The sequence below is a fragment of the Aequorivita marina genome (genome assembly GCF_031631895.2).
Taxonomy (GTDB): Bacteria; Bacteroidota; Bacteroidia; order Flavobacteriales; family Flavobacteriaceae; genus Aequorivita; species Aequorivita marina.
Genome location: NZ_JAVMBW020000003.1, coordinates 65,718 through 86,625, shown reverse-complemented (window position 1 = coordinate 86,625; position 20,908 = coordinate 65,718). Strand labels below are relative to the sequence as shown.

Below are 20,908 nucleotides of genomic sequence, written 5' to 3'. Positions count from 1 at the left end.
TGAAAAAGAGTTATGTTTAATCAACCTAGCCTAATTGTCAATCTATTCGGAATCAAGTCCTACGCCTGCCTGCCAATGCACGTCAGGCCGGTCTTACATCTTTTAGCGCAGCGACCTTAAGTCTTAGTTGGTCACGGCTATTTGAATATATAATCTGTTCCGGGCACTGTAGAAAATGATTTTTCGCCTAAATATTCGCAATAGGCCCGCTTATCCATTCCAGGGCTTATGGGGGAGTGAAGTTTTAGGTATTCCTCTACTACTTCATGAATTGTGTAGTCTTTTGTTTCTACATCTTCAACATTTGGCATTCTACAAAGCACATCTTCAGGGTCTCCGGGGCGCTCACAGGCAGAAACTGTATAGTACCTATTCTCGTCAATGGGTTCGCCATTTATTTCAATAGATTTGATGCGCTGATTTTTATCATTTTGGCTGTTGAATTCCACTTTCATTCCCGAGAAACGAACCAACCAGCCACCAAAGCGTTCCGTAGCATTTTGGGAAAAAGCATTGTGCATTTCGTTTTCCAACCACATCTTTATTTGCTTTCCGGTAGCTTTACCCGTTTTTACGGGCTCGTTAACGGGTAGTAAGTTCCATAGGTTTGCTCGGGTTATAGGCGCAGGTTTTCCATTTTCTGGCACAATGGGGTTCCCAAACCGAAACCCATTAGATATTGAAATATCGGCACCAGTCTTCCAGCGTGCGGCGTCAGTAACAAGATTGTCCGTAGGGTTTTCTACCGTTAAATACCTGTACATTGGGGTATTGGTGTAACCCACAACGGTTTCAAGATTTTCTTTGTAAGGCGCTTTATTCTTATCAATTATAGCCTGTATTTTAGGATTGGCGGCATAAACCTCAGGATCTACATCCATTAATTCATAGTCGTCTTTTACCAGTTTGTTATCTACAAAATAAAGGTTGAGTTTCCCCACAAAAGATCCGAAAGCTCCTGGTTCAGTTACTTTTGCATATTTGCCTTCAATAGGCTCCCGAACGCGTTCATGTGTGTCATTGCCGAGAATATAATCTACATTTTCAGAAATTGGACTGTTCGCCAAGGTAACTTGTTTATAAATTCCAATATGTGTTACTAAAAACATAACATCTATCTTTTGCTGAACCTTAATATTGTCTATAAGCTTTTTTACACCCTTGTCTAAAGGGGTAAAGTCTATTCCTTTACTAAAAATAGGGTTTTGTCTTACGGGAACATCAGGATCATTTATACCTATAAATCCAAGGCGAACACCATCTATTTCCTTTACCATATATGACGGGTATAGGTTTTCGCTTGTGTCTTCATGAAGCATATTTTGCACAATTGTTGGCGTTTCAAACTTCTTATATACTTCTAGCATTCGCTTTTTTCCGTAAATAACTTCCCAGTTACCGGGCACCAAGAGGTCATAATTCATGTTCTTTATAACATCTGTCATTACTTCACCCTCAGAAAAGGCTACGTAACCACTGCCTTGTATTAAATCGCCTCCATCTACAACAATAGTCTTTCCGGGGTTTTTTGCGCGTTCTGTATCAAACAATGTTTTTATTTGAGCTAATCCGCCACGTTCTTTAAATACAATTTCGTCATTCTCCCAAAACAGTTCGGGGTGTGGTTCCATTTGCCCGTGAATATCAGCCGTTTGCAGAATAGTGATTTTTAAAGTGTCTATAGTCTGGTTATTACTTTCAATTGTTTTTGTAATTGCAGGGGTTTTCCAAGCTAATAGAAGAACAAGGCCTGCTAATGGGAGTATATATTTATAAGATTTTTTCATTTCAATTTTATTTAGATGTTTAAGGTTTTAAATCCCATTTTTTGAAGCTGCAAGGCATATAAAAACGCATTGTCAACCACTTGAATTTCCTTTGGAAGGGTTTTGGGGTTAATTTTTAGCATGTCTAGAGACATTTTACAAACTGACATTTTCAGGTTCAATTTTGTGGCAGAATGTATTAACTGCTCTGTTTCTGGATGCAATAGTTCAGTAACGTTTTTACCGTAAAAAACTATTTCGAAGTTATTGTCAGGCGATAGATTCTCAATGCTCATTAGCGTAGGCTCTAGATTTACCACCTTAGCAGTTATAATCAGAAAATCCATGGGTGCTACATCTTGTTGTGCAATAGCGTTGAAGCTCAAGAGCAGCAGTACTATTTGAATTGTTTTTTGCATCTTTTTCTAGATTTAAAGTGATAGGCTTAAATAACCCTGCTTCTGAAGTTTTAAATTGTGAAGAATTCCGTTGGGAACAATCCGCATATTTTTAGGAAGTTTTTTAGCATCTACATTAAACTTCTTTAAAGAAAAGCCACAGGCAATAATGTTAACGCCCAACTTTTTTGCTTTGGTAAGATGTGGGTTTATGCGTTCCATATTAGTTAGATCGCCTATGTTTTTGCCACAGACAATAACTTCAAAGTTGCCAAAATTGGCAGCGTCTTCTTTTGCTAGTTCTTCAGCAGCCAGAAGAATAGGTTTTAGCTGCGGTATTTTTTTGGTAAGTACTACATAATTTTGCTTTGCACTTTCCTGTGAATAGGAATCTTGTGTATTCCCGATGAACAGGACGATTGATAGTATTAATGTTGAAACAATTGTTTTCATAAAGTTTATTTTTTAAAGGGTTTTATATCGTTTAGAATGAAGAACAAAAGGCCGCCTGCAATGGCTATATTTTTAAATAGCGGGCCTAGGCTGGTAATTTGTCCTACCTGGATGGTAATAGTAATAGGTATAAGAATCAGAAGCAGTACAATGGCAGCCCATCGGGTTTTAAAGCCTATCAAAAAGCTTATTCCCGCAATTAGCATGACTATTCCGGAGAGAATGACTAGAGTTTCTAGGTTTCCGAAAAAATATGCAAAGCCTTTAAATTGAGCCGATTCTATACGTTTTACGGTTTTTTCTACAGCTATCAGATGATTGAATCCGGCTATCAAGAAAATTCCGCTTACCATAATGCGAAGCAGTTGTACGGAACGCCTGCCCACAGTTATACTTGGAGTCATATTAAAATAATTTAAAAGAGGTGTAAATTGTCAATAGTGATCAAGGCAGGGTAAAAACTTACATGCTATAACATACTAATTGACGAAAAAAGTGTAACTAAGAAACGCAGTTAAACTCTGGGAGGAAGTAATAAGGGCTCTGAAAAGAGATTCAAATGAAGCGCATTGGAAAATACGTATTCCTTAAAGTTGTCTTCTGCAAACACCATTGAAAAGGCGGTGGTTTTAAAGTCGAAAACCGTAGTGCATATTACAGGTATTTCAAGAGAATGAAATGAAGAGAGGTCTATGGAAATCTCATCTCCTGTATTTGATGCTGTATTCGATTTTTCGCAAAAAGGATTAACGATACTAACCTTATTTCCGCTGAAAACCTGTAGCAAGCCATTAGACTGAAATGCTAAAAGGTTCATTAGAAAAAGACCTGTTAAAAAAAAGGCTGTTAGGTTTTTTGCATTCATTATAGGCAAATGTACAGATTTTCTACTGTTGGAGTGTAACATTAGTTACAAAGCCAAGAATATGTTTTCAAACACTAATTTCTTGGATTGGCTAAAACCGTATTTCTTATGTAATCTTTGTTACAGTGGATTCCGTTCTGTAGGCGTATCTTTGTGTTAGATTGATTTATGAAAGGAAAAATACTAAAAATATTATGCGTTATTATATCAGCACTACTTTAAAAAATACAACTTTTACAGATGCCATTGAAAAGACAACAGAAGCTTTAAAAAAGGCAGGTTTTGGTGTATTGACAACTATAGACATGAAGACTACATTAAAGAAAAAGTTGGATGCAGACTTTTACAATTATACAATTTTAGGGGCGTGTAATCCTAAATTGGCATATCAAGCTCTTCAGGCAGAAGATAAAATAGGCACTATGCTGCCATGTAACCTAATTATACAAGAACGCCAAAATGGTGTAGTTGAGGTCTCGGCTGTAGATCCAGCCGCTTCGATGATGGCAGTAGAAAATAATTCTTTGGTAGAAATTGCCAAGGAAGTACAGCAGAAATTAACTGCGGTAATTGAAAATATTTAGAAACGTTTCTTGGTTGGTTCGTTTCTAAAGTGAGTGGATTTATTTGGTTTGAAAAAGCATCTCGAAAGAGGTGCTTTTTTCTTTAGCTACATCAATTCTTGATATGCTACAAACCTATCACACAAACGCTCAACAAACTCAATTTAGAGCCTTCAGATAACATCAAATTATTATGGCCTTAGATTTATTTAAGCATAAACTCTTAGCTTATATCATCTGTTTTAAGACGTCAGAACTGTAGTGTTGTCTACAATGTATTTAAGTTTTAGACAATTCAAAAAAACTAAATCACTCAGTTTTTTAAAAAGACTTGGGGCTATAACTGATAAATTATAGAATTTGAATAATTTGCTTTTTAGGTGGTGAAGGTATCACTGTGGGTTTTAGGGGATGAATTTTTACTGTGTTTCCCTTTAGAATGATTTGCTTATTCTATCTCCATAGAATAGTTTTTATATTCGTAAAAGCATTTACTTTTAGTTATTTTTATACACTTTTAATCTTAAAACAATATCATATTGATAAATAATCAAAAGCTATTTCTAATTGCAATTGTTGCGCAGCTTGTAACTATATCTATGTGGGCACAAGATGTAAGCAAGGCTACTTGTGATAGTATCATTGAAGAAGGGGTTAACTTAATGTTTGAAAAAGAGCATACTCAATCGTTAGAGCTTTTAGTAAAAGCTCAGGCTATGGCTCGTGATAATAAGTGGCATAAACAAAGCTTTTTAGCAGTAAATAATATAGGAGCTAATTATTACTCTATGTTAGATTATGGAGAAGCTTTAGATAATTATTTAAAGGCTTATACCATTGCCATAAAAGAGCTTGATGACAAGTACGAAATGATTGTGCTAAATAATATTGCCATCCTATACTCAAAAGAAAGAGATTTTGAAAAAGCAAAATCGTATTTTACAAAAGCATATTCAATTGCAGTTCGAAATGATAATACAGTAAAAAAAGGGTTTTATGCCGTTAATTTAGGGTTGGTAGCAAATAAAACAGGAGATCTAGAACAAGCCAAAGCTTATTTTGATGAAGCAATACCACTGCTGAAAGATATGCCCAAAACAAAAAACCAAGCTTATGTAGGGCGAGCAGAAAATTTGGTGTTGTTTAAACAGTATAATCAAGCGAAAGATATTTTGTTGCCCTTGTTGTCAAAATTAGATGAAGAGAACGGTCAAAAAGTAAAAACAGATGTTTTAATGTTATTGTCTGAAATTGCTTTAAATCAAAATAATAGTAAACAGGCTATTGATTATGTTAATACAATACTAGGTGAAAGTAAAGGTATAGAAGACCGCTTGGAGGCATTTCAGTTATTATCAACAATTTATGCTAAAAATGGACAACTACTAGAAGCACTTGATGCAAAAGATTCGGTTTTGCAAGCAACAGCTGATTGGAATAAAATTAAAAATGGTCGGCTTTTTGAAACCAATCGAGTAAAATTTGAAATTCAAAACTACCGTCACAAACTACAAGAAAACGAACAAATACTTCAATCTGAACGAAATACTTTTAATACAATATTGGCGGCAGCCATTATAATTATACTTTTAATTGCTTGGGCGCTGCGCAATAGCTATATAAAGGGGAAACAGCGAAAAATAATATATGCTCGTAGTCAAGAGGTAATAACGTTAGAACTAGAAAAAGAAAAAAGTGATAAGCTCTTATTAGAAAAAAAATTAAAAGAAGAAGAAGCGAGGGCATTATTAGAAGAAGAACGTCTTAAAAATGAATTGGAGTCTAGAAACAGAAAATTATCTGCAAAAGCTCTTCACTTGTTGGAACGAAATGAACTGCTTACTTCTATTGTGAGCGATTTGGAGAATTCTCGAGGATCTCAACAAGAAACGAATTTAAAAGCATACATCCGAAAATTAAAAAGTTTGGTAAAGTCAGACGAAGAATGGAAACACTTTATTAAACATTTTGAAGAAGTAAACCAGGGTTTTTTAAGCGCTATAAAAGATAATCATTCTGAATTGAACGCTAATGATATTCGGTTTATCTCATATGTCTACATGAATTTAACAAATAAGGAAATTGCTGCTATATTAAGTATCACTCCCGAAGCTTGTAGGAAACGAAAAGAACGTATATCTAGAAAAATGAACCTAAAAGATAGCTCTATGTTATATGGTTATTTGTCAGGCTTTTAGTTTGGCAATCACGTTTTTATCGAAATATGTCACACTTTTTAGGTCTGTATTTTTGTTCTTTTCAGGTGTTATTAAAACATTTGAATCGACAAAATTAAACAACAGATATGAAAAAATTATTATTTTACGTAACCGTGGTATTTGCTTTGGTTATGAACAGTAAATCAGCACAATCTCAAATAACATTTGAAGGTTCTGATGCGTATGGAAGAATTTACGACATTACTTTCCACCCTACAATAGAAAACAAGTTATATGCGCTCACACAAGGAAGCCACCTTATTGAATCAATTGATAAAGGGGAGAACTGGGAAATTATATATAGTTTCCCTGAAAATGGAGTGCAGCTTGAACGTTTAAAAGTACTTTCTAATAATAGCTTGACATTTACAGCTCGATTCTCGGGCGTAATAACAAATAATGCCTTGTATTTTTTTAATACAGACACAGGTGAGATAACTAAACAGTATACACCTCCCATTACTTCTGGATCTGAAAAAGTTTGGATAGACTCTTATTCGGTTTATTCAGAAAATTCAGATATAGCTTTAGTTCATCAAGGGTATCAAATAGGTTTTAATAGTTTTGCAAAGGTGTATTACACAAGCGATGGAGGAGCAAACTGGGAACTTGTTTATTTTAATGAGGATCATGATGGAGTCTTCCCAAATAATGTTGCAATAAGTCCGAATAATTCAGAAAAACTATTCATAGCAAGAGGTATTGGCCCCAGTGAGGCTGAGGGTGGATTGTTTATTTCAACTGATGCTGGTACTACTTGGGAAGAAAAAATTCCTGGAAATGCATATGGGCCTATTACATTTCATCCACAAAACCCTGAAACGATGCTATTGGGAACAGATATTAGCTATAGTAGAGACCACGTTGAAAATCTATATCGATCTAATGATGGAGGTGATACCTGGAATACAATACCTATTTCTTGGAGCAATGAAACTCTTGATAATATTGTAAGTATTACTTATAACCAGCAAAACCCAGATACAAGTATTGTTTTGGAAGAAAATGAAATTGTAATTACATACGATGATTGGGAAACTTGGGAGAACTATGTATATCCCGTAGATAATCCTAATAGCTATTATTACGGCTTGCACGCTTCATATAATCCTTTTCAAAGAGGTGAGGTGTTTATAAATGCAAATTACCATCCGTTGCTTTCTGAAGATGGAGGTGAAACGTTTACACAGTTTTTCAATCCCTTTTATCCCGTAGCAACTGTTGCTTTACACGAAGGCATAGATCCCCATTTTTATTATGGGGTGCAACGCGGTTTAATTCATCTAAATATGACAACAGGTGATGAGCAACCTCTGGGATTACAACCTTTAGATTATGTTTTTAGTGGTGACGCCCCTGTTTATTATGCAGACAGACTAACAACAGGACGTGTGTATAAGTATGAAAGTGGTTTTACAGGATCATCTTTAAACGTAAGTGATGATCATGGAGAAAATTACTCCTTTTTGTATAATAATTTTAATGATAAACTAATAAACTTGGCTACAGACCCAAACAATACAGATGTAATTTGGGCTTCTTTTTTAAATGAAGGTGGTAAAATTATCGACTTTAGTGATATTTCTAATCCGTTAGTAACTTCGGTACCCTTACCAGAAGCTGATGTTTTAACAGATGTGTTTATAGATGAAGGCAATTCAAGCATCGTTTACATAACAATAGGCGCTCACGTTTATCGTTCAGACGATGGTGGTGCTACTTGGGAAGATAAAAGTAATGGCCTTAATATAGATCCGACAACTGATGTTATTTTCGATATCGAAAAAAGTCCGTTTAATGCAGAAGAATTTACCGTTACAACTAGCAATGGTATTTATAAAACAACTGATAATGCAGAAACTTGGACCCGAACCCATCAAGCTGATAACGTTCGTAAGATAAAGTATTCAACACTAAATCAAAACCATGCGGTGGCATCAATTCATTCGTATGAGTTTGGTGACGCTCAATTGTTATACACTAAAGATGGTGGAGAAGTATGGGAAGCCGTACCATTTGAAGCTATTGCTCATGCAGGATCATCGAGTATGGCTTACATATTTCATGAAAATAGCGTAGATGTATATTTGGCGACCTACGATCTGGGACTGATAAAATACACCATTGACTTAATGGTAATGGGGACTTCAGATTTAAACTCAAGTGCTAAGCCTTTTATGGTGTACCCCAACCCAACAAATTCAATTATAAATATTAAAGAAAATGAAGGAGCATTTGTTTCTGTAGTTATATACAATAGCTTAGGACAACAAGTGATAAGTGCTTCTACAGAGAAACAGATTAATATTTCGCAGTTGAAAACCGGAGTTTACTTTGTAAAAATTAAAGACGTTAACGGAAGTTATTTTATAAAACGAATTATAAAAGAGTAAATAAGTTAAGTTAATAATTAAGTTTGGCCCTCACTTTTTTAGTAAGGGCTTTTTTTGCTGTGAATATTTTGTTGGATAAAAAAACTTAAATGCTTTGAAAGGGTTTAGGGTAGTGCGATTATTTAAAAATGTAAAACTCATGACTTTTAACTATTTTTAGCCACCTAATAAATGGTAAAAAAATATATGCTTATATCTGCACGTTTCTTTTTAGTGTTAACTCTACTATTGTTTTCTATAAATTGTTTTTCACAAGTAGAAACATCTACAGAAGCAGACAATCGTATAGAAGAAGGTATCGAGTTGATGTTTCAAAAAAAACATTCAAAATCTTTGGCTTTACTAGTAGAAGCAGAGGTGCTTGCGCAAAAAAATAAATGGTATGAACAAGCCTTTAGAGCGACTCTTAACATTGGCTCAAACTATTATTTGCTTTCTGATTATGGCGAAGCCCTTCAGTATTACCTACAAGCATATGAAATAGCTTTAGAGCATTTAGATTCGCGACAAGAAATGACGGTACTCAACAATATTGGTATTCTTTATTTTCAAGAAGAAGAACGGTCTCAGGCAAAAAAATACTTTTTTAAAGCCTATCAAAAAGCAAAACAAGTTAAAGATGAGGTTAAAGTAGGGTATTATGCCGTGAACCTGGCCTTGGTCTCAAATAAAATGAATGAAGTAGATTCGGCGCAATTCTATATACAGGAGGCCTTGCCCTTATTAAAAGATGCTCCTAACGTGCTGTTGCAAGGAAAAATGGCACAGGCTGAAATGTTTCTTTTAAAAGAACAATATAACAAGTCTGAAAAAATTGCCTTAAACCTATTACCTGAACTTGAAGGTGTATCACAAATAGAAAATAAGGTTTTTATTTTATTGGTGATGGCTCAAATTAATGCGGCCCGAAATAAAATAAATACTGCCTTAAATTACACCATTGAAGCACGTAAGGCTCAAAAAGGATTTGAAAACCGAACAGAGGTTTATGATTATCTCTCTGAACTCTACGGCAAAACTGGCGATTTTGAAAAAGCAATAGCTTATAAAGATTCTGTAATTATTGCTGCAGATTCATTAAATATAATAAGAAACAGAAAGCTATTTGAAAACGAAAAAGTAAAATTTCAACTTCAAAACTACCAGCATGAACTTTCTGAAAGCAAAGAAGTAATTAAGCAAGAGCGCCGTTTTTTTTATAGTATAATTGGAATAGCTGTTCTATGCATGGCCTTTATTATTTGGGTGTACAGAAGTAATTTGGTAAAACACAAACAGCGTAAAAAAATTGTAGAGTTAGAATTAGCCAAAGAAAAAAGCGATTACCTGCTTATTGAAAAACAATTACGAGAAAAAGAAGCCTTGGCGTCTTTAGAACAAGAACGGCTTAAAAATGAATTAGAAGTTAAAAACCGAAAACTTACTGCCAAAGCATTATACCTATCCAGCAAAAATGACCTTATAGAAGAAGTAGTCCAATCGTTATCTCTTCAAACCGAAATAGCTGAAAATCCACAGTTGAAAAAACAGATAACCGAATTAAAAAAACACCTTAAAAAAGATTCACAATGGGACAGTTTTTTCACCCACTTTGAAGAAATCAATCAAGGCTTTCTTGATAGATTGCGAAGTAAATACCCAAAACTTACCCCAAGTGATATTCGGTTTATTACTTATTTGTATATGAATTTGAGTAATAAAGAAATTGCATCGCTCTTAAATATCACTCCGCAATCATGTAGAAAACGAAAAGAACGAATTTCAAAGAAAATGAATATTCCAAAGAATACAACGCTACATGCTTATTTATCAGGTGTTTAAGTAATGTGTCACGCTATTATAGTAAACATGTCACGAAATGTCACGCCCTAATTAGACTGCAAACCGCCTCTGGTATCTATATTTATTCCATAATTTAAAATAGATACAATGCAAAAACGAACTTCCCTATTATTACTCTTATTTTACATTCTAATTGTAAACTACAGCAATGCTCAAATTGAATTGGTAGGAGCAAAAGACTACGGACAATTATATAATGTAACCTATAGTGAAACAGAAGAAAATGTAATTTATGCCCGAACAGTTACAAATCATATTGTTACTTCAACAGATAATGGTGATAGTTGGAAAGTTTTGTATGCAGAGCCTTTAGATAACTATGCTACATTAAAAGACTTAAGGCTTATAAACGACGGAACTACCTTAAGCTTCATAGTTTCAGCTGAAGGGACCGAATATAATTCTATTGTTTTATTTGATCTTGCTACAGACACAATTACACGTACTTACTCCCCTCCAAATGCTTTTGAAACAGATATTTTAATAGAATCTTACGATATCCTTGAATCAAATAATGATATTGCCTTAATGCACACCACGTACGCTTTAGGTGGAGCTTATACCCATGAGGTTTTCTATACTAGCGATGGAGGTGCTAATTGGTTTCCGGTGTATTTTAGCCCTGTAAATGACAATGTAGCTGTTAATAATGTTGCTATATCACCGGCAGATGGCGAAAAATTATTTTTAATGCGAGGCGGATCAACATCTCGAGTAATTGGTGGACTATTTGTATCTGCGGATGCTGGCCAAACATGGGAACATAAAATCCCGGGTAATATGTATGAAGCTATTGCCTTTAATCCCGATAACACTGATGATATTTTATTAGGAACAGGTTATGGTTATGATACACATCAAGAAAACTTATACCGATCTACAGACGGAGGTGATTCTTGGAATATAGTTCCTATAACCTGGACAACAATGTCTCAAGATAATATAAATGAAATAGTTTTTAATCCTTCCAACACAAATGAAATTATGGTATTGGAGGAAAACGAAATTGTAGTTTCTGCAGACAATGGGGCTACATGGCAAAACTATGTTTACAACGATATAGATCCAGAATCATATTACTTTGGTCTAACAGCTTCATATAACCCATTTGTATCTCGTGAAGTATTAATTAGTACAAATTATTACCCCTTTTTATCTGAAGATGGAGGAGCTACATTATCGAAGTTGGAAAACCCATTTATTAACTCCTCTGGAACAGTAGCCTCCTTCACTTCAGAAAACGAAAATCACGTATATTATGGTTTGCGTTCAGGTTACATCCATAAAGATCTTCAAACAGAAGTAGAGGTAGGGTACGGATTACAATCCCTAGAACAAGGTTTTGGTTCTCCATTAAAAGTTTATGCCGATCCAGTAGTTGCCGGCCGTGTGTTCACCAATAATAGAGTAGTAAATACTTCCTACTTAAATGTAAGTGTCGAACACGGAGCCGATTCTAGAGTAATTGCTAGTTCTATGTTCTTTTTAATTCTTGAAGATGTTTCTACTTCGGTTACCAACCCAAACATCAGTTGGTTGTCAACAGGTATTGAAGCCCATAAAATAGATCTTACCGATATGGATAACATTATAGACACCAACGTGCCAGTGCCTCAAGCGGGCGAAGTGGTTACAGCTGTTCAAGTAGATCGTGAAAGCGAATCGACTATTTACATAGCACAAGACGTTAGTTTTTACAAATCATCTAATGATGGTGCTATATGGGAACTTGCTGTTAGTGGTTTAGAAGACTTAGTATCTAGAGACGATTTAATATTAGATATTGAACAAAACCCATTAAATGCGAATCAACTAATGTTAGCTACAACAAAAGGTATTTATCTATCTGAAGATAAAGGTGATTCTTGGAGCCGTATATCTTCGGAATTTACAAATAATGTTGCCTTTTCAACAATAACTGAAAATGCTATTGTAGCTGTTACGCATTATTCTGATGGATTTAATATTCCATTACCAGAGGCGAAGGCAAAAATTATCTTCAGTAAAGACATGGGAGAAACTTGGGAAGAGATATCTCCTGAAATGCTAAGTTATTCCATTACTGAAACTTCGACCTTCACTTTTGCAGAAGACGAAGTAGATGTGTATTTAGGAGTACAAGATTTAGGGTTGGTACGGTATAATATAAATCTTGCCACCCTGTCAATAACTTCTGAACTTGTAGAGAACAACACAGTTTCAATATACCCTAACCCAGTAAAAAATAGCTTCGCGATAAATAGTTATGATAGTATTGAAGCAGTAACTATTTACAATATGGCAGGACAAAAGCTAAAGAAAGTAAACAATGTTAATGAAGCAATAAACATAAGCGACCTGGTAAGTGGCATGTATGTAGTGAAAGTAAAGACCTCTAAAGGAACGCTAACTAAACGCATAATTAAGACCCATTAATTGGGTGTTTAAGAAAAAATAATTACTAATTAAATAAAATATAGAATTATGAAAACAACGATTATAACCAAGGTGTTTTTAACAGCTGCTTGTTTAATGGGTTCTGTAACTACCTCATTGGCGCAATTTACACAAACAGGAAAAGTGGTAAGTCAAGACAGAGAAAGTCGTGCAGAATATGGTACTTCTGTAGATATTAAAGAAAGCTACGCTATTGTTGGCGCTTCTCGCGAAACTATTGCGGCTGGAGCAGCTTATATTTATGAGCAAAATAGAGATGGTGAATGGCAACACTTGCAAAAACTTACTGCCTTTGATTCGAAAGAAATGGCTGAATTTGGTGGAGCCTCAAAATTTGGTGATGATTATTTAGTGGTAGCATCTGGTAGAGGCGATATAGATGGTATAATAAGAGCCGGAGCATTGTATGTATACAATTTTAATAACGGCAATGGCACCTGGGATTTTGATGTAAAATTGCATGCCTCAGATTATAGTGGAGATGCTAAACTTGGTATGAACCCTACTTCATTAGATCTGGAAGGAAATACTATTGTTGGAGGTGCTCCCGGAGACAATGGTTGGGTAGGTGCTGCCTATGTTTTTGAAAATGAGGCGGGAACTTGGACTGAAAAACAAAAATTGGTGAGCCCCAATACACCCGCTAGCGAAACCTTTGGTATAGGAGTTTCTATATCTGGTAATGTAATAGCTGTAGGAGCAAACGAGACAGATAACCGCAAGGGATCTGTTTATATGTACCAAAAAAATTCGGAAGGCATCTGGGAGTATCAGCAACAATTAAGGGCTTCAGACGCTACTAACGATTCTTTTTTTGGAAGTTCAGTCAGTTTGTTTGAAGACCAATTAGTTGTAGGTGCTTACGGAACCAATGCAGAAGCAGGAGCAGCATATATATATGAAAAAGATAGCGCTGGTGAGTGGCAGGAAGTGCAAAAGTTAACGGGTGCACCGGCATCTGAAAGCGCACAATTTGGTTGGAGCACTGAGATAAAAGAAGAGCATTTAGTGGTTAGCGCACCGCACGCCTATGGTTTTGATCCAGGCGAATTGTATTTCTATAAAAAAGACGCAAATGGAGAATGGATAGAAGAGGAGACAATCCAAGGGGAAGATACGGCAGGCGAAGACTTTTTTGGGTGGAGTGTAGCCTTGCATGATAACCAAATAATTTCTGGTGCGCCATGGGAGGATCACGATGCTACAGGAGGTAACGAGTTAGATCGTGCTGGATCAGCTTATATTTTTAAAAATGAATTATTGCTAGGTTATGAATCTGATGAGAATCAATTAGAAAATAAATTTAAAGTATATCCCGTTCCGGCAGTAGATGAAGTAATTATTCAAAGTAAAAATAGTTCTATTGATGAAATAACACTGATAAATCAATTAGGGATGATAGTGAAAAGCCAAAATGGTTTAAATAAAAATGAAAGTAGGCTTTCTATTTCAAACCTTTCTGAAGGAATTTATTTTCTAAATATCATAGATACAGCTGGAAGAATAACAACAAAAAAGATTATTAAAACTATGAAAGATTAAGTATTATTACTTTTACAAAAGGGCTGCCTTTATAAAGGCAGCCCTTTTGTATACAAGAAGAATTAATAAATCTTACATTTTATAGTATGCTATAAAAAAATACAATCAATTCCCTGAACAGCAAATTAAAACAACTTCTTATAAAAAATTCGAATAAAAATACATTGGCATAATGTAAAAGCAGAATGGATTAATATTGAAAAGGAATGATTTTTTCAGGCTGTAGGTTGACCATTGTTAATGTTAAAAGCCTGTAAATATAAATTGTAAAACTAATAGCTTTCCGAAGTGCCTTAAAACTTAGTTGGACATTACTACTTAAACTTCAAACCTATCACACAAACAGATCAAACTCCTAGGTAAAGAGGATAATTATATGTTGTTTCACTTTTACTGATGGGTAGGAGGTTCCGGTCTACGTTGTGATGTATAGCCGAAGTAACCCTAAAAAACTTTTTAAATACAACTATTTGTCAATCAATTACTTCTGTGTAGCTTTCAGCAAGTAATTTCACGGCAGCCTCCATTTCCTGCGGATTAAGGTGAGCAAAACCAAGCCTTAAGGCAATTATTTTTCGGTTTTGGTAAAGACAAACACTAGGAATCAACACTCCTTTTTCTTTGGTCTTATCTTGGAGACGATTTAACGAAACGAAGCCTTGAAACCGAATCCAAAAAGCTAAGCCTGAATCGGGAATTGTAAATTCAATTTGGTCTTTGAAGTAAGTTTGAAGCAAGTGGGCAAACAGTTCTTTCCGTTCGGTAATTACTTTCTTAGATTTTCTTTGATAGCGGTGAATATCGCCTTGATGAATGAGTTCGCCCAAAGCCTTTTCCATCATTACATCTGGCTTCCCAAAGATATTTAGGTATTTCGTGGCTTCTTGTAAGAGGTTTTTTGGAGCGATTAGAAAATTCATTTGAAAGCCAGGGTTTAAAAACCTCCCGAAAGTGCCAATATAAATAACGCGATTTCCTCCGTTTTTGCTAAACAAAGATTCTTTTTTGTTTTTCACCAATGAGAATTCAAAATCGGTGTCATTTTCAATTACAATAAAATTATAGGCTTCGGCTAATTCTAATAATTGAGTTTTTCGCTTTTCGGAAAGACTTACCGTTGTGGGATATTGACATTTGGTGTTGAGGTAAACAAAGCGTATTTCACTGGGCTTAAAATGGGTTTTAATATAGTCAATGTCCATTCCGTGAGCATCTACTGGTACAGTTTTCATTTGAGCTCCCGCCTGATTGAAAATCATATTGGGTAGAAAGTAACTAAATTCTTCTACTAAAACCACATTGCCAGAATTAATTAGTAAGCGTGATAAAATTGAATGAACCTGCTCCAAGCCTGTGACAGGCAATAAAAAGTTTCTGGAGAGGTGAAATCCTCTGGTCAAATTCAGGTAATAACTCAATTGGTCTCTAAAAAATAACTGACCATCGCTTGTATGCAACAATGTGCTAGCTTGCTTTTTTCTTCGCAATACCGCGCTGTAAAAACGAACTAATTCTTCTGTGTTAATTACCCGGTAGTCAGGTGTTCCCTCAGTAAAATATAGAGTTGTAAGACTTTCTTCTAAAGGCGAATCCAAAATAAATTCCTTCCTAAAATAAAATGGCGCCTCTTCTGGGGGGTGTTGAAAAACCTTCATTTTACTTGCTTGATCTGGAGAGATTTCTGGGTTTTTCACAAATGTTCCAACATTAGGTAGGGTTTTTACCCAGCCTTGTTCCTGCAGTTCCTCCAAGGCGGCTATAATTGTTTTCCGGTGCACCTGTAATTCTTCTGCAATTTTCCTGCTGCCGGGAAGTTGGTCGTCGTCTTCTAACAGCTTGCTTTTAACGGCATTTATAAACTGATAAACAATCTGCATATAAATAGCCTCTTTTTTTCGACGATCTATTTTTACAAAGGATTCAAAACTAATTTTAACCGGACTACTCATTATTTACATTTCGGACTACCAAAGCTAGTGTTTTTATTCAAATATTTGCGCTTCAAATTTAAATATTAGGTTTTAAGTATTATGAAAAAAGTATTTGCTATTGTTGGTGTATTAGCATCCATAACGGGCTTTTCACAACAAAAAGATTCACTTCAAGCTCCAAGCATTCAAGCCAATAAACTGGAGGAAGTAATCATACAAGGAAATCGTTTAGAAACTCCTTTTAATAAAATTAATCGCGATATACAGGTGGTAACACAAAAACAAATTGAGGCGCTTCCGGTAAAGTCGCTCAATGAAGTTTTGTCTTACATTAGTGGCGTTGATGTTCAACAGCGCGGTCCGTTTGGCACGCAGACGGATATTTCTATTGACGGCGGAACTTCTGAACAAACAATTGTTTTAATCAACGGTGTAAAGTTGATTGATTCACAAACGGCTCATAATATGATGAATATTCCAGTTCCGCTGAGCGCCATTGACCATATTGAAGTGTTAAGAGGTGCCGCAGCTAGAGTTTATGGTATCAACGCCTTAACGGGGGCGGTTAATATTGTGACAAAAAAAGAAAAACAATCTTCTGTTACTGCAAGTTTTCAAAGCGGAAGCTCCTTTAAAAGCAAGGAAGAGGGCGACGGTTCGGGAATATACGGTGGCGGATCAGCTGAGGTAACTGGCGTTTTTGGGTCTAAAAAACAAAGTCAGCTTTTATCCATCGCCCATAGCAATTACAACGGTCAACGCTACAATTCGGCTTCTAAAACTACCCGACTTTTTTATAACGGAAATTATAATTTCAACGCCAACAACAGTATTCAAGCTATGGCAGGTTACGCATACAGTCGTTTTGGTGCCAACGGATTTTATGCTGCTCCTGGAGATGTTAATTCTGAAGAAATTGTAGAATCTTCTGTGTTTAGCCTTTCTTCAAAACACACATGGGGCAACTTTACAATTTCGCCTAGAATTAGTGATCGTTATGGAGAGGATGACTACCGCTATTTTAAAGACGATTTAAGTAAAGGCCGATCACTACATTATACCAATGCCTTGATGTTGGAATTAAATAGTAGTCTTAAAACAAAAATCGGAACCTTTGGTTTTGGTTGGGAATCACGCTTAGAGGAAATTAATAGCTCTAATATTGGTGAACACCAACGCAATAATCACGGCGCTTACGCGGAGTTAAAAAGTAGTCTGGGAGAAAAAATAAGAGGAACGGCTGGGCTTTATGCCAACTACAATACAGATTTTGGCTGGCAACTTTATCCCGGGATTGATTTAGCTTACCTGATTAATGACTATTGGACCATCTCTACGAGTATTGGTTCGGGGCAGCGCATTCCTTCTTTTACAGATTTATACCTAGACCAACGCCCAGGGAATGTAGGAAATGAATTATTACAACCTGAAAATGCTTGGACCTATGAAGGAAATATTCAGTATCACAAAGGAAGTTTTCAAGTGAAAGCAGGGTATTTTTATCGTAATATTTCCGATTTTATTGATTGGGTGCGTGATGATGCTTCAGAACCATATACGCCAATAAATTTCGGAAAAAACAAAATGCAAGGCGTTTATGGAAGAGTAAAACAAGAGTTCTACTTCAGAAATCAACAATCTATTGGTTACGAACTAAGTTATAATTACTTGCATCCCACTTTGGAAACTTCAGATGGCGATCAATCTAAATACACCTTGGAATCTTTAAAACATCAGTTTATTGCAGGAATTCACTACCGTATTAATGATTTTTCGTTTCAACTAAAAAATAGATGGCTAAAACGCGAACTAGGCAGTGCCTATAACGTAGCAGATATTCGCATCAATTACCAATTGCAAAATTTTCTGTTATATACAGAAGTTACCAACTTGTTTGATGCAAATTATACAGAAGCCGGCGCCGTGCCTATGCCTACACGTTGGTTTGGATTGGGTGTGAAATACCAATGGAAGCAGTAGAAAAGTTGGTTTTAGAATCGGTTTTAAACCTAACAAATCAAATTTAACAGCAGCCTAAAAAGATGTACACGAGAAGAAGTCGTTGCTTTTTACCACAAATTAATGCTAGAATAATTTTACGAAATCGCTATTAATCATGGGGAGCACCACGATTCTAACTTATTGTAAAATCCAGTAATATTTTGAGACCCCGTAAGAAAAAAAGTGATAATTAACGTTTTGAAGTGCTGGATATTTTTGTAAAATAAGTACTTTAATCTCGAATGATGATACTACAGATTAATTTTTGTCAGCTATAGAAATGCACTCACTATTGTTGAGCCTTTTGTAATTAGTAATAAAATTTTAGTATGTTTATATAGAAACAGTAGAGATACTTTTCGACTATTGATGTCAATACATCGATTTCTGAAATTTCTACCATTAATCTCACTGTATTTAAAACTATAAATCTTTATTATGTTATGCTAAAGCTATGTGTTGTAAGTGTGTTTTTATTAAGCGTTTTATCGGGATTCTCACAAATTAACGACAGTCTAGCTAAACCTATCATTTCCTTAGAAAAGTCAAAACTCTTAAAAAACATAAATATGACCTTTGATATGCGTATGGGGCTTCGGGCGTATACTTTTAGAGGTGGAGATCATTATTACAACGGCGTACAGTTTCAAAATGGGCATACCGCACTTGGAATTGCTGGAAAACTACATGAAAAAGTAGATTTCAAATTTAGAAATAGGTTTAATAAAGGCAGTAATGTGCAAACACTGGATCAATTGGGTAGCAATATCGAATTGGCCTATATTAATGTGGAAGCCAGCCCAGGGCTAAATGTTTTACTAGGGAAAATGAATGCCTTCTATGGGGGGTATGAATATGAATTTAGTGCGATGGATGTTTTAGAATACAATGATATTCACAGTAATGCATTGGCTTACGTTACTGGGGTGGGAATGATGTTTAAGGCTTTTGAAAGTCAAAAATTTGGATTACAGGTCTTAAATTCACGCACCATGCATTATGATGATCTTTACGGCGATGAGATTGCTGAAAACATTCAAGAACCCGACTGGCCGGTAGCGGTTGTTGGAAACTGGAGAGGACATTTTTTTAATGGACAATTAGAAACGAATTATAGTGTGAGTTATTCTAATCAAGTAAAAGAGAGGGGAACTTACTTTTTTACTTTAGGTCACAAATATCAAAACGAAAAGCTGACGCTGATGTACGACTTTGATTACAGCTATGAACAAGTTGACACCAAAGGTGTGGTAACTAGTATTTTTGGAGAAGAAAGCGTTGCTGAGAATGTGACGTATATTGAAAACTGGTTTAGAGCCGAATACCGCTTTAATTCAAAATTTAAAGGATTATTAACGCTGATGACTAGTAGCGCTTATGGTGATATTCCAAATGGTAATGATCACCTAAGAACGAGTTATGGCGCGATTCCTACGGTGTATTACAGCCCGTTTAAAGGTCTAGATCTACGGTTTTATTTAGCTTATATTGGCAGGTATTATGATTATTCAAATTACGCTTTAAAACATCTCCATGAGTCAAATTATAACAAAAATGAAGTTAGAGTTGGTTTTATTGCGCCACTGCGCTTATTATAAGCTGCATTATAAACTTTTTCAAATCCGATTGTTTTAATTGCTTTGACTGTTGGCCCAACGGATAATAAACCTTTCAAAGCAATATCAAGATTTGGATACTCCCATAGGAAATTAACATCTGTAATATCAATAATTTTAAGTCCATTAGCTTCTAAAATTGTTGCCAATAATTGATGGTTTGAAAGCGATATTGGACCTCTAAACCTAGATGGAGGAGGTGGGGGTAAGCTACTTATAATTTTAAAAAGGTAGCCGTTTCGCAATCTTCTTTGTTTCCTCAGATTATAGAAATTAATTTTCCTTTTTTATTCAAAACTCGTTTGTTCTCAAGTAATGCATTTTGAACAGATACTGCATACTAAATTGAATTGAACGCACAAGTTAGGTAGCGGTTGGATATAAAAACTCTAAAGCGTGCTCATACCTTGAACTACCTGTAGCCTCTTGTATTTACACACAATTCTCAGGTTACACACTCCAAAGTTCTCCTTGAATTTTACTTGAACTCGTGAATAATCTTGTTTGTATTAAATTATGCCTTGAAAGGAACTTTTTCCAATCAATGAAACCTAGATTAATCAATCTGAGGTTGAGATGTGAACTACATTGTACAAAGTAATTCAGAAGGTTATTAATACCGCAATTAAACATGCTAAAGTGAGAGTTGTAAATATTAATATTAGCACATATCCAGGCAGTATAAATGTAATTTTTGAAGATAACGCCCAAAGATTTTAAAATGAAAGCAATACAAAAGGTATGGGACTCAGAGCATTGTAATAGAAAATGGGACATTAGTGAACCTTACCTAGCCTACCCCATATAGTTATTAAATAGAGTGCTTTTTCATTTGGTTTTTAAGGCGTCCAATTTGGGGCTTTCACTATGCTAATAAAACAGA

Annotated in this window: 15 protein-coding genes; 8 read left to right on the top strand and 7 right to left on the bottom strand. The window is 35.3% G+C overall.

Translation table 11 applies throughout. The features are described 5' to 3' along the window. Window positions 1–137: 137 nt before the first annotated feature. The 5 genes from QPK98_RS06150 to QPK98_RS06130 all read right to left on the bottom strand — a co-directional run bounded on the left by QPK98_RS06150 (window position 138) and on the right by QPK98_RS06130 (window position 3,434). Entirely contained in the window at window positions 138–1,787 is a 1,650-nt protein-coding gene (locus QPK98_RS06150) for a bifunctional metallophosphatase/5'-nucleotidase (RefSeq protein WP_310992208.1), read from the bottom strand. Between the two features lie 11 nt (window positions 1,788–1,798). Next, entirely contained in the window at window positions 1,799–2,185 is a 387-nt protein-coding gene (locus QPK98_RS06145; RefSeq protein ID WP_310992207.1) for a hypothetical protein, read from the bottom strand. Between the two features lie 12 nt (window positions 2,186–2,197). Further along, complete coding sequence (locus QPK98_RS06140) at window positions 2,198–2,617, bottom strand: DsrE family protein (protein ID WP_310992206.1); 420 nt, start codon at window positions 2,615–2,617, stop codon at window positions 2,198–2,200. A gap of 5 nt (window positions 2,618–2,622) precedes the next feature. Then, entirely contained in the window at window positions 2,623–3,021 is a 399-nt protein-coding gene (locus QPK98_RS06135; RefSeq protein WP_310992205.1) for a DoxX family protein, read from the bottom strand. Between the two features lie 110 nt (window positions 3,022–3,131). After that, on the bottom strand, window positions 3,132–3,434 hold the full coding sequence (locus tag QPK98_RS06130) for a hypothetical protein (protein WP_310992203.1): 303 nt from the start codon (window positions 3,432–3,434) through the stop codon (window positions 3,132–3,134). A 242-nt stretch (window positions 3,435–3,676) separates the two neighbouring features. Between QPK98_RS06130 and QPK98_RS06125 the strand changes: the two genes are divergently transcribed. The 6 genes from QPK98_RS06125 to QPK98_RS06100 all read left to right on the top strand — a co-directional run bounded on the left by QPK98_RS06125 (window position 3,677) and on the right by QPK98_RS06100 (window position 14,477). After that, window positions 3,677–4,066 (top strand): DUF302 domain-containing protein, encoded by a 390-nt coding sequence (locus tag QPK98_RS06125; protein WP_310992201.1) that lies wholly within the window; start codon window positions 3,677–3,679, stop codon window positions 4,064–4,066. Between the two features lie 518 nt (window positions 4,067–4,584). After that, the gene (locus QPK98_RS06120) at window positions 4,585–6,243 is read left to right on the top strand and encodes a tetratricopeptide repeat protein (protein ID WP_310992199.1); all 1,659 of its coding nucleotides are present in this window, start codon (window positions 4,585–4,587) and stop codon (window positions 6,241–6,243) included. Between the two features lie 107 nt (window positions 6,244–6,350). After that, window positions 6,351–8,657 carry a T9SS type A sorting domain-containing protein gene (locus QPK98_RS06115; RefSeq protein ID WP_310992198.1) on the top strand — a complete coding sequence of 769 codons (2,307 nt, stop codon included), beginning with the start codon at window positions 6,351–6,353 and terminating at the stop codon, window positions 8,655–8,657. 186 nt (window positions 8,658–8,843) lie between these two features. Beyond that, entirely contained in the window at window positions 8,844–10,478 is a 1,635-nt protein-coding gene (locus QPK98_RS06110; RefSeq protein ID WP_310992196.1) for a tetratricopeptide repeat protein, read from the top strand. A 108-nt stretch (window positions 10,479–10,586) separates the two neighbouring features. Next, entirely contained in the window at window positions 10,587–12,914 is a 2,328-nt protein-coding gene (locus QPK98_RS06105; RefSeq protein WP_310992195.1) for a VPS10 domain-containing protein, read from the top strand. 48 nt (window positions 12,915–12,962) lie between these two features. Further along, on the top strand, window positions 12,963–14,477 hold the full coding sequence (locus QPK98_RS06100; RefSeq protein WP_310992194.1) for a T9SS type A sorting domain-containing protein: 1,515 nt from the start codon (window positions 12,963–12,965) through the stop codon (window positions 14,475–14,477). A 473-nt stretch (window positions 14,478–14,950) separates the two neighbouring features. Here QPK98_RS06100 and QPK98_RS06095 read toward each other — a convergent pair whose 3' ends face one another. Further along, window positions 14,951–16,426: an aminotransferase-like domain-containing protein gene (locus QPK98_RS06095; protein WP_310992193.1), complete on the bottom strand. Its 1,476-nt coding sequence runs from the start codon at window positions 16,424–16,426 to the stop codon at window positions 14,951–14,953. A gap of 81 nt (window positions 16,427–16,507) precedes the next feature. Here QPK98_RS06095 and QPK98_RS06090 point away from each other — a divergent pair, with 81 nt between their 5' ends. Together QPK98_RS06090 and QPK98_RS06085 are read left to right on the top strand one after the other, a co-directional pair. Beyond that, window positions 16,508–18,388 carry a TonB-dependent receptor plug domain-containing protein gene (locus QPK98_RS06090; protein ID WP_310992192.1) on the top strand — a complete coding sequence of 627 codons (1,881 nt, stop codon included), beginning with the start codon at window positions 16,508–16,510 and terminating at the stop codon, window positions 18,386–18,388. 464 nt (window positions 18,389–18,852) lie between these two features. Further along, window positions 18,853–20,007 carry a porin gene (locus tag QPK98_RS06085; protein ID WP_310992191.1) on the top strand — a complete coding sequence of 385 codons (1,155 nt, stop codon included), beginning with the start codon at window positions 18,853–18,855 and terminating at the stop codon, window positions 20,005–20,007. Here the strand turns inward: QPK98_RS06085 and QPK98_RS06080 are convergent. Beyond that, entirely contained in the window at window positions 19,953–20,174 is a 222-nt protein-coding gene (locus tag QPK98_RS06080; protein WP_310992190.1) for a hypothetical protein, read from the bottom strand. The two genes, QPK98_RS06085 and QPK98_RS06080, sit on opposite strands and share 55 nt — an antisense overlap. Window positions 20,175–20,908: the final 734 nt, after the last annotated feature.

Bases quoted from the DNA above. Each gene is read 5' to 3' on its own strand.
- QPK98_RS06150 (WP_310992208.1), bottom strand. From the start codon at position 1,787: ATGAAAAAATCTTATAAATATATACTCCCATTAGCAGGCCTTGTTCTT.
- QPK98_RS06145 (WP_310992207.1), bottom strand. From the start codon at position 2,185: ATGCAAAAAACAATTCAAATAGTACTGCTGCTCTTGAGCTTCAACGCT.
- QPK98_RS06140 (WP_310992206.1), bottom strand. From the start codon at position 2,617: ATGAAAACAATTGTTTCAACATTAATACTATCAATCGTCCTGTTCATC.
- QPK98_RS06135 (WP_310992205.1), bottom strand. From the start codon at position 3,021: ATGACTCCAAGTATAACTGTGGGCAGGCGTTCCGTACAACTGCTTCGC.
- QPK98_RS06130 (WP_310992203.1), bottom strand. From the start codon at position 3,434: ATGAACCTTTTAGCATTTCAGTCTAATGGCTTGCTACAGGTTTTCAGC.
- QPK98_RS06125 (WP_310992201.1), top strand. From the start codon at position 3,677: ATGCGTTATTATATCAGCACTACTTTAAAAAATACAACTTTTACAGAT.
- QPK98_RS06115 (WP_310992198.1), top strand. From the start codon at position 6,351: ATGAAAAAATTATTATTTTACGTAACCGTGGTATTTGCTTTGGTTATG.
- QPK98_RS06110 (WP_310992196.1), top strand. From the start codon at position 8,844: ATGCTTATATCTGCACGTTTCTTTTTAGTGTTAACTCTACTATTGTTT.
- QPK98_RS06105 (WP_310992195.1), top strand. From the start codon at position 10,587: ATGCAAAAACGAACTTCCCTATTATTACTCTTATTTTACATTCTAATT.
- QPK98_RS06100 (WP_310992194.1), top strand. From the start codon at position 12,963: ATGAAAACAACGATTATAACCAAGGTGTTTTTAACAGCTGCTTGTTTA.
- QPK98_RS06095 (WP_310992193.1), bottom strand. From the start codon at position 16,426: ATGAGTAGTCCGGTTAAAATTAGTTTTGAATCCTTTGTAAAAATAGAT.
- QPK98_RS06090 (WP_310992192.1), top strand. From the start codon at position 16,508: ATGAAAAAAGTATTTGCTATTGTTGGTGTATTAGCATCCATAACGGGC.
- QPK98_RS06085 (WP_310992191.1), top strand. From the start codon at position 18,853: ATGCTAAAGCTATGTGTTGTAAGTGTGTTTTTATTAAGCGTTTTATCG.